Origin of the sequence: Methylophilus sp. 42 (genome assembly GCF_000384155.1) — a bacterium.
Taxonomy (GTDB): domain Bacteria; phylum Pseudomonadota; class Gammaproteobacteria; order Burkholderiales; family Methylophilaceae; genus Methylophilus.
On the sequence record NZ_KB913031.1, the window covers coordinates 871,112 to 883,853 of the forward strand.

Sequence of the window (12,742 nt, forward strand, 5' to 3'; positions counted from 1 at the left end):
GGGAGCTTGCAGAAGGCGAGAGAGGACTAGATCGTAAAACTGCCCATAGGAATCGCGCTGATTCCTATGGGCAAGGTCATGTGCAGAACACTTATTGTGCAACCACAATATCGTCTTTCACGGCAGTCACACCTTTCACATTTTTAGCCAACAGCACTGCTTTGTCTGCTTCGGCTTTCGATTTCACTACACCAGACAATTGCACCAGGCCATTGCTGTCGGTTTCCACTTTAATGTCAGTCGCACTCACCGCTTTGTCTTTGGCAAACGCTGTTTTCACTTTGGCAGTGATCACAGAGTCTTCAACCTTGGTGCCAATTGAGTCACCATCCGCGGCAAAGCCAGCCATAGGCAATGTCAAAGCACTTACTAATAACAGAGATTTGAATGTGTTTTTCATGATGATTCCTTGTTTGATTAATTTGTGGAGGTTTCATTATTCAGGCATCACGAAAAGTTAGGAATACAGCGCATTCTGATCCTGGCGTAGGAGTCCACTGACGATCACTTGGCGTTGAGTGTGTTTATGATTTTGGTTTGGTCAGCGCAATGGGCTCAATATCACGACAAATGTTTTCCAGTTGGTGTGCAATTTGGTGTATGAATTTTTCAGATGTGTTTTCTGGTCGTTGCGCATTAAAGTAGCGCTCGGGGTTCTTGCCATTGATGACGGCAATTTCTGAGCGTTGAGTATGCGTCACGTACCAGCCAGGCAGAGCGATCACGGCCTTTACGGTCACAGCCTCACCAACGGCATGACTCAACCACTGTTGCAAAGATTGCGCTTGGCGTGTTGCCTGTTCAGCAGGCTTATCTTCGCTCCAACCTGGAAAGCGCAGTCGCTTTCCGTCGAAATTAACCCTATGTTGATGGCCGCCATTTTTGAACAGCGGCTTTGATCGCCCTTTAGTTTCAATCGCATATACGCCGGTTTTACCAACCACCACATGATCAATATTAAAGCTGCTGATTGTATTTTTCAGCGTGACATCGTGAAAAACGTGATAACCATGTCGCATGAGCGTATTGAGCTCTTGGCCTACCGCCAGCTCAGCATCGTAGCCCAGTCGCAATTTTTCACGTAGTTTGATCAGCTTGATTAGTTTGAACAGGATATAGCCGAAGAGAATGATGCCACTGATGGCACCTAGTATCAAAGGATGTTTAACCGAAGGGAGGTTTGAATAATACGCGTAAATAAATAATGAAATCATCGGCGGCATCATAAGATACATCGCTAGTTCGCTATCTACATCAGATAATCGCGCCTTCACTGACTCCCCTGCACTTCGTAGCAGGTACTGGGTGATTGGATTTTTTCTTCTGGCCGAGGATCGTTTTTTTGAATAAATCACAATCATTAAAATAACCGAAAAAGGCGCCAGGCAAATCGCCATGGTGATTAAGGCTGTCGACAGGGAGGAAGTGAACATATTAAATATGATTGTTAAAAAAAGTTATCTTATCTGAAGGGCTTGCAAAAGTCGATTGGGCGTTGATCGATATTTATGATGGAGCACTTTGAGATACCATAGCGCTAAATTCAAACTACTTAATCGTTAAGCATGCAATTACATACTCAAACGCTAGGCCAGGGCCAACCACTGGTTTTATTACACGGGCTATTCGGTTCGGCTGATAACTGGGGCAGCATCGCCAAACATTTTTCACAGTATTACCAGGTCATCAGCGTCGATTTACGTAATCACGGCCGTTCGCCGCACAGTGATTCACAAACCTATGCCGAGATGGCCGACGACTTATTAGAAACACTCAATGCGCTGGGGGTAGATCAAGTGCATCTGCTCGGCCACTCACTCGGTGGCAAAGTCGCCATGCAATTTGCCACGCAGTATCCTGAAAAAGTGAGCAAACTCATTGTAGTGGATATGGCCATGCGCGCTTATCCTGACAGATACACGCAGTTGATGGATCACATGCTGGCGGTCAATCTTAGCCAAATGGCATCGCGTAATGAGGTGGATCTGGCCTTAAAGGATGCGATCACTAATGTGAGGGTACGGCAGTTTTTACTCACGAATCTGGTCAAAAACGAAGCACAGTTGCAGTGGCGGATTAACCTGCCAGGGCTCAAAGCGAATTACGCGACATTGATTGCAGCGATTGCAGTACATTTTGATCCACCTGCTTTATTTATTCGTGGTGAGCGCAGTGATTATGTGCAAGAGCGTGACATCACCCAACTTCAACAGCATTTCCCACGCGCTGAATTTGTAACCTTGCCAACCGACCATTGGGTACATGCAGAACAACCGCAATTATTTATACAAGCGGTAGAAGCCTTTCTTGTTTGAGTCGTATCTATCAAGAAACAATCAGGCCACATTTTTGTGGCCTGATCTCACATCATTATAAATTCACTACTGGGAAATCAATCTCCGTCTGCGCAATATGGTTGGTGTAGTTGGTCAATGTGTTTAACGCGACATGAGCGATCACTTCCAGAATCAGGCCATCATCCAGACCTGCTAAATGCGCTTCAATAAAGTCCTGGTCAGAAATTACGCCGCGTTGTTGCACAATTTTGACCGCCAGTGTTAACAAACTCTCTGTCACGGCATCTGTTGCCTCAGCTTTGCGTGCCGCCTGAATCGCTTCAGTATTAAGACCTGCGCCTCTGGCAATCAGGCTATGTGCCGACAAGCAATACTGGCAACTATTGGCCTGACCAATCGCCAGCGCCAGTGATTCTCTTTGTTTGGCGCTTAAGCGGCCTTTGGTCACCCCTTCGCTCAAACCCAGGTAAGCATTTAAAGCCACGGGAGCCTGCGCCAAGGTGGCAATCAAGTTAGGCACTTTGCCCAGTTTTGTTTTCACTGCATCCAGTGTTGCATTGACTTCTGCGCTAGCAGTTTCGCGGTTGATAGTTTGAATACGTGCCATGATGAATCTCCTTGTTTGGTTAATTAAGACGCTTTGTGCGTTGGAGATATCATGCAATACTCATGATTATTAAAGGTCTCGTTATGTTGATCAGGAGTATCGTTTGGATCCATTGTTACCACTATTGAATCAAATCTCGCTCTCAGCCCAGGTGTTTTTTACCGGCGAACTGTGTGAGATTGCCAATTTTGATGGGACGGGTCAGGTGGGCCATATTCATTTGCTACGCGCTGGCCAGCTCGACCTGATGTTCAGGGGCAAGCCGCTCGCCCGCATAGATCAGCCCAGCGTAGTGTTCTTCCCCAAACCAACCATTCATGTGCTCACACCTGTGGCAGGTGAGCCATGTGAACTGGTTTGTGCCATGATTGATCTCGGAGCCAAAGTGCGCAGCCCGCTGGCGACGGCATTGCCTGAATTTGTGATTGTGCCCTTGAGTGATATGCAGCAGATTGCACCCACCTTGCAGCTATTGTTTCATGAAGCATTTGAACAAGACTTAGGCAGGCAAGCTGCATTAGATAGGCTGGCAGAATATTTCCTGATCCAGATTTTGCGGCATGTGATTCAACATGGTCAGCTTCAGCAAAGCATTTTTGCCGCACTGGCAGAGCCGCGCTTGGCACAAGCAGTCAAGGCTATGCATGAAAATCCTTCGCACCCCTGGACACTGGAAACCCTGGCGGATGTCTCTGGCATGTCACGCGCCAGGTTTGCCGCCAACTTTAAAGCCACGGTAGGCACCACGCCATTAGATTACCTCACCGACTGGCGGCTCTCGATTGCGCAAAACCTGATCCGGCAAGGCAAGCCACTCAAAAGCATCGCCACCCAAGTCGGTTACCAAAGTTCCGCCGCATTCAGCCGCGTGTTTGCAAAACGGCTAGGTACTACGCCAACAGAGTGGCAATAACCATGCGGCTCACACTTTATTTAAAAATATTTCAGGGTTCATACAATATTTCCATTTGTGAAACGTCTTCACAGCATGGATATACATTTAGAAAACAATTTACTCACAACGCAGCACTATTTGGCACAGCGTGATATGGCCCAGCAAGATTCTGCGATCACAGAAACATTCAATAAAGAAAAAGCCAGGCTGCGCAATTTCATCCGCAAAAGCGTACCGAATGCCGGTGACGCTGATGATATTTTGCAGGACGTGTTTTATGAGTTTGTATCCGCATACCGCCTGCCTGAGCCGCTGGAGCAAGTCGGCGCGTGGTTATACCGTGTAGCCAGAAACCGCATTATTGATCGCTTCAGAAAGCAAAAGCAGGAGGTCACGCTAGAGCAGGACGAAGATGACGATGCGCTCTGGCTGGAATCTATCCTTTCCATTGAAACCGAAACCCCGGCGTCAATTTACGAAAGAAAAATGCTGGTTGAGCACGTGATTGCAACACTGAATCAATTACCAAGTGAGCAACGGCAAGTGTTTATCGCACATGAGTTAGATGGTAAAAGTTTCAAACAAATTGCCGCAGAAACAGGTGTTGGTATCAACACCTTATTAGCAAGAAAACGGTATGCAGTGACTTTCCTCAGAGAGCAGCTGCATGCCAGTGACTAATCGTATTAATGACTGAATTATTGGAGAGATGAATGAAAAATTGTAAAAGTAAATGCGCTGCATTCGCAGCGTTAGCCGTAGTCTGCATCGCGGCCTTATCTTATGTGGTCATGCTGTTATGGAACCACGTGGTCATTTCATTGGCCGATGGCATTCACGCAATTGATTACTGCCACGCAGTTGGTCTGTTGATTCTAAGCAGAATTCTTTTTGGCGGATTCAGAGGTCGCCATGGGCATCACCATAGGCATTGCGGGAGTGAAGCAATGACAGCAGATGAACAAGAGAAAGTGCGTTGTGGTTTGTTCAGTCGCTTCAGATCTAAGAAAGATGCTGAGTAGGGGCGCAATATATGCTTAATTGGTAAGAGATAAACAATGGCTTCCATGTTTTGGAAGCCATTGTTGTATTCGGCGACAGAAACTACGCGTTGCTAGTGTGCTTAACCTGTGTAGCCAGGTGGTCAATAAATGCACGTACCACTGGCGGCAACCCGCGCCGTGTAGTGAATACAATGTGCAGAATACCCAAGGTCGTTTTCCACTCCGGGAACACTCTGACCAATCTTCCGCTTTTTAACGCTTGGCTGCACGTATGGTCAGGCAATAACGCCACCCCAATCCCTGCAATGGAAGCTTCCCGCACGGTTGAAAAATCCACACAACTCAATATGGGTTCATGCCAGATAGATTTTGTGCCTAATGACGCATGATGAAATTGCCATTCGATGGCATGGTTCTGGTCTGAGGTCGCGATGGTTGGCAAAGCGGATAAATTATCCAGGCTGGATTGATCCATCTTGCTCGCAAACGCAGGTGAAGCAACCAAAATGCGCTCGGAATGCCCAAGTGTTCTCATCACCAATGAGCCATCGGTATCCAATACGGTGCGCACCCTGATGGCGACGTCGATTCTATCCTCGATCAGGTTCACCGGATTGTCCCCGGCGACCAGTTGTAATCTGGCTTGCGGGTAAGCCAAAAGAAATGAAGAGAAAATTGGCGCCAGCGTTTCGTATAAGCCTAGCGGGCAACTGCATCTTACTAAGCCTTTGGGCTCACTGAGCGACTCAGAAACGATGGAGTCCGCCTGTTCCACATCCAGCATAATGACTTTGCAACGCTCATAAAACGATTGCCCGATTTCCGTCACACGGAATCGCCTGGTCGATCTTTCGATCAAGCGAACGCCCAGCCTTTCTTCTAACAGGCCAATTCTTCTGCTGATAGTGGATTTAGGAATGCGCACGCGTCTGCTGGCAGCCGCAAAACTACCGCCACTCACCACCTCCGCAAACAGGATGTAATCATTAATATCACGCATATTGGCTCATTTTTGGAACAATTAAACTCACAAAGGCAGTCTAGTGCATTTATTGGCTCACTGGCAATATTTCATCCATGCAGTAAACGTTATTTAATTACTTAAGGAGAAACATCATGTCAGCAACATTTGAAAACAAAGTCGTCGTGGTTACCGGTGGTACTAGTGGTATTGGTCTTGCCACTGCCAAACACTTTGCAAACCAGGGTGCGAATGTCTATATCACTGGCCGTAGACAAGCCGAGTTAGAGGCCGCCATCAAAACCATAGGCGGTAAGGTGAAAGGCGTTCAGGCTGATATGTCTAAGCTGGCGGATATTGACCGTCTCTATGATGCCGTGCAGCAAGACCACTCCCAGATTGATGTGATCTATGCCAACGCAGGTGGCGGTAATATGTTGCCGTTAGGCGCCATTACCGAAGATCACTATGAAGATATTTTTGGCAGAAATGTCAAAGGCGTGATTTTCACGGTACAAAAAGCATTGCCCTTACTTAAAGATGGCGCGTCCATTGTATTAACTGGCTCAACCACCAGCGTTAAAGGCACCGCCGCGTTTAGTATTTACAGTGCATCCAAAGCAGCCATTCGCAACCTCGCACGCAGCTGGATTTTAGACCTCAAAGATCGCGGCATTCGTGTCAATGTCGTCAGCCCAGGCCCAATCAAAACACCAGGTTTGGTAGAGCTGGCGGGTAACGACCCAGTGCAACAACAAGGCCTGCTGGATTATTTAGGTTCTCAAGTGCCTATGGGCAGAGTGGGTGACCCTGATGAAGTAGCGAAGGCCGTGGCGTTTTTATCATCACCAGATGCCAGCTTTATCAACGGTATTGAATTCTTTGTCGATGGTGGTCAGGCTCAGATTTAGTTTTTAGCCGAAATAAAAGCCCTGCATGCAGGGCTTTTGACGTTTAGAGGCTTGTAGCTTAATTGCCAAAAGGTAACATGAACTTCATACTCTAACCTCCGATTTTATAAAGGCTGAGCGAATGCTTTTACAAGAACTAGTGGTATGGAAGCTAAAGCTACTTACATTCATTAATGGCATCCCTCAGTTTGTTCTCGTCGCCACCTTAATTGTTCTCGTACTACTACTTTTTAAAAAGAAAACTCCCACTCAACCATGGTGGAAAGATGTTGAATGGCCTTTTTATGCAAAGCAATTGTTATCACAACCTGAGCAAGTCCTTTTTCATCGCTTAATTAATGCTTTACCTGATCATATTGTCTTGGCGCAAGTTCAGGTTTCACAAGTACTTGGTGTTAAAAAAGGGGTGAATTTTTATGAGTGGAATAATCGCATTAACCGCCTAAGCTACGACTTTGTAATTTGCAGAAAAGATTGCTCAGTTGTAGCGGTTATTGAATTAGATGATAAATCGCACGAAAGCAAAGACCGCATTGAGGCTGACAAAAGAAAAGATAGGGCAACTGCTTCAGCGGGTATTCGGATGATTCGTTGGCACGTAAAATCTATGCCTGACGAAATTACTATTGTGGATACATTCATCACGCTATTGCCAACTGAAGTTCGTAGTTAAACTAAAATAGTTAGAGTAATACTTTTCAACAATGCTTCATATTGGTATAGAAGATTGATGCAGCTAGATTATGTGCAAAATGGAATTGTTAAGGAATACAAGATGAACAAAATTTACGATGATTGGCATGCCGAAACGCAAAGCCGACTTGAGAAAAGCAACATATTCATCACATTAAAAAATAAATGCGTTGACGATCCAGCCGGAAATCAAGTGTTAACGCTTATTGATGAAGCAACCTACTATGCTTTTCAAAGGACAAAGACAATTGTAAAACACATGGGCGAATTCACCCTTCATGACGGGGACCATTTGTTTCGTGTTTTAACTTTAATGGAAAGGCTTCTTTCACCGGATCAAATTAAAGAGCTATCTGTTCCTGAATTAATGCTTCTAATTTTAAGTGCTTTTTTTCACGATATAGGTATGGCACCGGATGAGGCAGATGTTCAGGCTTGGAAAAAATTTTTTGATAAAGAGCCTAAATTTGCCTCTGATCATGAAAGGAACGAATTCGAACTATTTCTAAGATTTTCTGTTTCAAGGCCTGATCAAATAGACAGAATTAATAGCTACCTGCAGCAAGGAAACACCAGCGCCTCGGACTTAGCCAAAAATTATCTGATAAGCGATTACATTAGAGTCACTCATGCAGACAGGGCGCGAAAAATAATCCAAAAAGATTGGGTTGATAAGATACTGTACAGGGATACAGACCTTACAGTTGAATTCGCAAATGTATGCTTTAGTCACAATGAAGATGCCTTAAAAATCCTTGAGTTGGATAAGAACTACCTTTGTGGGCCTGAAACATACGCATGTTTGCCAGTGGTGGCTGCTATTTTACGGTTGGCTGATTTGTTGGATTTCGATGCGAAACGAACCCCAAGCGTTTTATTTTCTCATCTTTTTGTGCGGCACCCTGTATCTATCCAGGAGTGGAATAAACACAGAGCTGTTGAAGCTTGGACTATAAGTTCAACCCTTATACAGTTTCATGCAAAATGTACACATCCTGCAATCCAATCATCCATAAATGCTTTCTGTGACATTATCGATAACGAGCTTAGCGCTTGTAATAATATTCTCTCGTCATTAAATGAATTTAACAAAAGCTTAGGTCGGAATTTGTCTATTAAAATTCCTTTCAAAGTAGATCGTTCCAAGATCGAAACAAAAAAAATGATCGATGGGAAACCTGAGTTTCTATATAGGGAAACTCAATTTAACCTAAGCAAAAATCAGGTTATTGATTTACTTATGGGTACAAAACTATATGGCGACCCCGAAGTAGCTCTACGCGAATTATTACAAAACTCAATTGATGCATGCTTATTGCGTGAAGCTATGGAACATAGCTGGGGAAATAATTACACTCCAGAAATTCATATCAAATATCACACACTTGATGATGAAGACATCCTTGAAATTATTGATAATGGAATTGGTATGGATCAGCATGTGATTGATAACTACTACTCTAAAGTCGGATCATCCTATTATAAGTCTTCCGATTTCTATGATTTAAAATCCAAATCTAACGCCAAATTTACACCTACCTCTAGATTCGGAATAGGTATTTTGTCGTGTTTTATGGTCGCTGACACTATTGTGGTAGATACAAGAAAGCTATATGGTCCTCACGACTCAAGTGAAGCTTTAAATCTTACAATCGAGGGGCAGGAAAGCATTTTTTGGATCAAACCGGGTGATAGAAAAACGCCAGGAACTACAACGAAGCTTTATTTGAGAAAACAGCAAAATCCCTGGGAAAAAATGGATGAAAACGAATTCATAGAGTCAGTTGAAAATGTTGTCCCGAACCCACCATTTAGGATTTCTATTGAAAGTAAGTCTCATAAGAAATTCCGAGATCAAGATAGCTTCAAAGAATTGAAAGCAACCTCTCTTAAGAATTACTCATGGAATTCACACGAAAATATCCGAGAGTTTGTAATTGAGTTTAATAAACCCGAATTGGGGTTTATTGGTTCTGCCGTAGTAGCGATTCTGGAAAGCCATGGACTGCCCATTGATCAGATTTCTATGACTACAAAGTCTGTGGAGATTGATGGTGAAAATTATAACCTTGAGAAATCAATTGAATTGGAAGGGAAGGAGATTAGTTTAAGTACAACTTCTATTACCATTGATGAAGACGGTAGGATTGAATCATCAAACAGCTCTAGTCGGCTTGCGCACTCCAAATCTCGCATCTCATTTCACGGAATTGAAGTTCCTTCCAGTCTTTTTACTGATTACTGGGCAACACAAAAAAATCAAGCTAATCTAATCTGGCCGGTGCCAATCCTTCTTGTAATTGATATATGTGGAACCAGAGACTTAGAACTTAACTCTTCAAGGACACAAATTCTAAAAGGTGACAAGTGGACTAAATTTGAAGCTGCCTTTGCACATGAGGTTTTTTTTGCAATCATGAAAGCTGTTGAACCGGAGTATTGGGAAAAACTAAAGGGAATACTACTAACCGCATCCGACAACGAAATCATCACTCATGTATTGGATGACCTCGTTTATGAAACATAGTAACCTTTACCTTTTATATTATGTGTAAGTTGGTAAACATTCAAATAACATGCGGCAATACTTGGCGGAAATTTTTTAATAGTTAGCTACTTATTTTGATGTAGGTTTGCCTGAGCCAATTTGAACGAGATCATCCAAATCACTAATCCAATCACTGAAGTAGCGGCGCCAATCGTACCAAATACGTTGTAACCTAATCCATGGTCAATCGCCATTCCGCCCAGCCAAGGGCCTAAAGCATTCGCGGTATTTAAAGCGGCTTGAATGGCGGCGGCAGATAATACCTGTGCATCCCCGGCAATTTCCATCAAATGGGTTTGCAGCGTGACTGGCAATGCCATCATGGTGCCTACTGCGACTGCCGCAATCACAATGCCTGGCAGTGAGCCGGAAATGAATGGAATCATCGCCAACACAAATATCGACCACACAATCAGCAGGCATGCGCCTTTGAATTTCATGGCATCTGCAATTTTTCCACCTGACAACATTCCGATGATGGAGCCTATGCCGAAGGCGACAACTAGCCAAGGCATATAGGACTCAGAAACCTTGGTGACATTGACTAACACCGGTGCCATGTAGCTAAACACGGTAAACATGCCGGTGAAACCAAATACGCCAATCAGGAGCACTAGCCAAATTTGTAATCGATTAAATGCTGCCAGCTCTTCCATCGGGCTGGATTTTTTCTCGTTCTCGTCTAAAGGTAACGACTTGTTTACCATCAATAATGTAATGAATGCGAGTACGCCGACTAAGGCAAAGGCTAATCGCCATGTAAATTGTTGCCCTAGCCAAACCGCAAGCGGGTTGCCCACCAGTATCGCAACGGCCAGGCCAAGCATGACCTTGGTGACGGCCATGCCTTTTTGCGAAGGCGGGCTGATAGACGCTGCCACTAACGAAGCGATGCCGAAATAGGCACCATGCGGCAGGCCTGAAATAAATCTTGCGACTAGCATCGTGCCGTAAGTGGGGGCAAGCGCGCTGGCAATGTTGGCGATGGCATACATAAATGCGAGCGTAAGCAGCAAGTTTTTTCTTTTAAGGCCAGCGCCAAAAATCGCCAGCAAAGGTGCGCCCACCACCACGCCTAAAGCATAAATGCTGATAGAAATGCCAACCTGGGATTCCGACACGCCTAATCCACGGCTGATTTCCAGCAGCAAGCCCATGCTTGAGAATTCACTCACACCAATTGCAAATGCCCCGATGGAGAGCGCAAAAATAATCAGGTTTTGCCTGGCTTTAGAGAGTTGGATCTGTGGAGCTGAGTGATTCGACATGGACTTACTTAAAGAGTGAGTTGAAATGCAATTGCCGACTTTATGACGGAAGTGGGCAGGCGTCAGGCACCACCATTGTGTACTACCTCGTGGAACTCAGGCAAAAAAATAAGCCATTGATCTATTAAATCAATGGCTTATTTAGTATTTTGGTGGTGAAAGAGGGACTTGAACCCTCGACCCCAGGATTATGAATCCTGTGCTCTAACCAGCTGAGCTACATCACCATTAAAACTGAAGGCGCAATTCTATTGATTTTGCGCTTGATTGTCAAAGTAAATCCACGCCAATTTTCTTGTTTAGTGCATGTTGGCGCGGGCTTGCTTTAAACGTTAAAACGGAAATGCATCACATCGCCGTCTTGCACGATGTACTCTTTACCTTCCAGGCGCATTTTACCAGCTTCTTGTGAGCCTTTTTCGCCTTTAAATTGCACGTAGTCGTTGTAAGCAATCACTTCGGCACGGATAAAGCCGCGTTCAAAGTCGGTGTGGATGACACCGGCGGCTTGCGGGGCAGTCGCGCCTTTTTTAACCGTCCAGGCGCGCACTTCTTGTACACCGGCGGTGAAGTAGGTTTGCAGGCCTAGCAAGTCATATGCAGCGCGGATCACGCGGTTAAGGCCTGGTTCTTCCTGGCCTAGTTCTTCCAGGAACAGCAGTTTGTCTTCTTCGTCCAGCTCGGAGATTTCACCTTCGATTTTGGCGCAGATGGTAACCACAGGTGCGTTTTCGGTTTTGGCTAATGCCAGCACTTTGTCCAGGTGCGGGTTGTTCTCAAAACCGCCTTCAATCACGTTGGTGATATACATCACTGGTTTCACGGTGATCAGGCACAATGGTTTGAGCAAGTTGAGTTCATCGGCATCCAGGCCCAGTGTGCGCACGGCTTTGGCGTCGTTGAGGCAAGGCACGACTTTTTCGAGCACTTTGATCAGGGCGATCGCGTCTTTGTCGCCACTTTTGGCTTTTTTGCCTTCGCGCTGCATGGTTTTTTCTACGGTTTCCATGTCGGCCAGTGCCAGCTCGGTGTTAATCACTTCGATGTCGGCCAATGGGTCTACCTTGCCTGATACGTGAATGACGTTGCCGTCTTCAAAACAGCGCACGACGTGGGCAATGGCATCAGTTTCGCGGATATTGGCCAGGAACTTGTTGCCCAGGCCTTCACCTTTGGAGGCACCCGCCACCAGGCCGGCAATGTCGACAAACTCGACAATCGCAGGTTGTACCTTTTGCGGTTTAACGATGTCGATCAGCGGTTGCAGGCGCTGGTCTGGCACCTCGACGATGCCGACGTTAGGCTCGATGGTACAGAAAGGATAGTTTTCTGCCGCGATGCCTGCTTTGGTGATGGCGTTAAACAAGGTGGATTTGCCTACATTAGGCAGGCCGACAATACCGCATTTCATAGTGGATGAACCTTAGCGTGAATATTGCCGCACCATTAATTTGCGGCAAAGATTGAATAAAACCAATATTTTACCGTTAGTATGGAGATAGAGCCAGAATCAATCTTGATTTGACGCAAGTTGCATACAAGATTTAAGTTTTATTAT

At 45.2% G+C, this 12,742-nt stretch carries 12 protein-coding genes and 1 tRNA gene; 6 read left to right on the forward strand and 7 right to left on the reverse strand.

The genetic code is table 11. The features are described from left to right. Window positions 1-91: 91 nt before the first annotated feature. Together MET42_RS0104220 and MET42_RS0104225 are read right to left on the reverse strand one after the other, a co-directional pair. Window positions 92-400, reverse strand: a complete 309-nt coding sequence (locus MET42_RS0104220) for a BON domain-containing protein (protein WP_019881558.1) — start codon at window positions 398-400, stop codon at window positions 92-94. Between the two features lie 124 nt (window positions 401-524). Continuing rightward, window positions 525-1,433, reverse strand: coding sequence for a nuclease-related domain-containing protein (locus MET42_RS0104225; RefSeq protein ID WP_232411307.1), 909 nt, complete (start codon window positions 1,431-1,433; stop codon window positions 525-527). Window positions 1,434-1,565: 132 nt separating this feature from the next. On the opposite strand from MET42_RS0104225, the gene MET42_RS0104230 reads away from it, so the two are divergent. Then, window positions 1,566-2,315, forward strand: coding sequence for an alpha/beta fold hydrolase (locus MET42_RS0104230; protein ID WP_019881561.1), 750 nt, complete (start codon window positions 1,566-1,568; stop codon window positions 2,313-2,315). A gap of 55 nt (window positions 2,316-2,370) precedes the next feature. On the opposite strand, the gene MET42_RS0104235 is transcribed toward MET42_RS0104230, so the two are convergent. Next, on the reverse strand, window positions 2,371-2,904 hold the full coding sequence (locus MET42_RS0104235) for a carboxymuconolactone decarboxylase family protein (protein ID WP_019881564.1): 534 nt from the start codon (window positions 2,902-2,904) through the stop codon (window positions 2,371-2,373). 103 nt (window positions 2,905-3,007) lie between these two features. Here MET42_RS0104235 and MET42_RS0104240 point away from each other — a divergent pair, with 103 nt between their 5' ends. Then, window positions 3,008-3,817, forward strand: coding sequence for an AraC family transcriptional regulator (locus tag MET42_RS0104240; RefSeq protein ID WP_019881565.1), 810 nt, complete (start codon window positions 3,008-3,010; stop codon window positions 3,815-3,817). A gap of 75 nt (window positions 3,818-3,892) precedes the next feature. Next, window positions 3,893-4,480, forward strand: coding sequence for an RNA polymerase sigma factor (locus MET42_RS0104245; RefSeq protein ID WP_019881566.1), 588 nt, complete (start codon window positions 3,893-3,895; stop codon window positions 4,478-4,480). 423 nt (window positions 4,481-4,903) lie between these two features. On the opposite strand, the gene MET42_RS0104255 is transcribed toward MET42_RS0104245, so the two are convergent. Then, window positions 4,904-5,803 carry a LysR family transcriptional regulator gene (locus tag MET42_RS0104255; protein ID WP_019881568.1) on the reverse strand — a complete coding sequence of 300 codons (900 nt, stop codon included), beginning with the start codon at window positions 5,801-5,803 and terminating at the stop codon, window positions 4,904-4,906. Window positions 5,804-5,919: 116 nt separating this feature from the next. Between MET42_RS0104255 and MET42_RS0104260 the strand changes: the two genes are divergently transcribed. From MET42_RS0104260 to MET42_RS0104270, 3 genes are all read left to right on the forward strand, one after another. Beyond that, complete coding sequence (locus MET42_RS0104260; RefSeq protein WP_019881569.1) at window positions 5,920-6,675, forward strand: SDR family NAD(P)-dependent oxidoreductase; 756 nt, start codon at window positions 5,920-5,922, stop codon at window positions 6,673-6,675. A 121-nt stretch (window positions 6,676-6,796) separates the two neighbouring features. Then, the gene (locus MET42_RS0104265) at window positions 6,797-7,348 is read left to right on the forward strand and encodes a DUF2726 domain-containing protein (protein ID WP_019881570.1); all 552 of its coding nucleotides are present in this window, start codon (window positions 6,797-6,799) and stop codon (window positions 7,346-7,348) included. 102 nt (window positions 7,349-7,450) lie between these two features. Next, the gene (locus MET42_RS0104270; RefSeq protein WP_232411310.1) at window positions 7,451-9,895 is read left to right on the forward strand and encodes an ATP-binding protein; all 2,445 of its coding nucleotides are present in this window, start codon (window positions 7,451-7,453) and stop codon (window positions 9,893-9,895) included. An 86-nt stretch (window positions 9,896-9,981) separates the two neighbouring features. Here MET42_RS0104270 and MET42_RS0104275 read toward each other — a convergent pair whose 3' ends face one another. The 3 genes from MET42_RS0104275 to ychF all read right to left on the reverse strand — a co-directional run bounded on the left by MET42_RS0104275 (window position 9,982) and on the right by ychF (window position 12,595). Beyond that, the gene (locus MET42_RS0104275; protein ID WP_019881572.1) at window positions 9,982-11,184 is read right to left on the reverse strand and encodes an MFS transporter; all 1,203 of its coding nucleotides are present in this window, start codon (window positions 11,182-11,184) and stop codon (window positions 9,982-9,984) included. A gap of 150 nt (window positions 11,185-11,334) precedes the next feature. After that, window positions 11,335-11,411 (reverse strand) — tRNA-Met (locus tag MET42_RS0104280). Between the two features lie 98 nt (window positions 11,412-11,509). After that, window positions 11,510-12,595: a redox-regulated ATPase YchF gene (ychF, locus tag MET42_RS0104285; protein WP_019881573.1), complete on the reverse strand. Its 1,086-nt coding sequence runs from the start codon at window positions 12,593-12,595 to the stop codon at window positions 11,510-11,512. Between the last annotated feature and the right edge of the window lie 147 nt (window positions 12,596-12,742).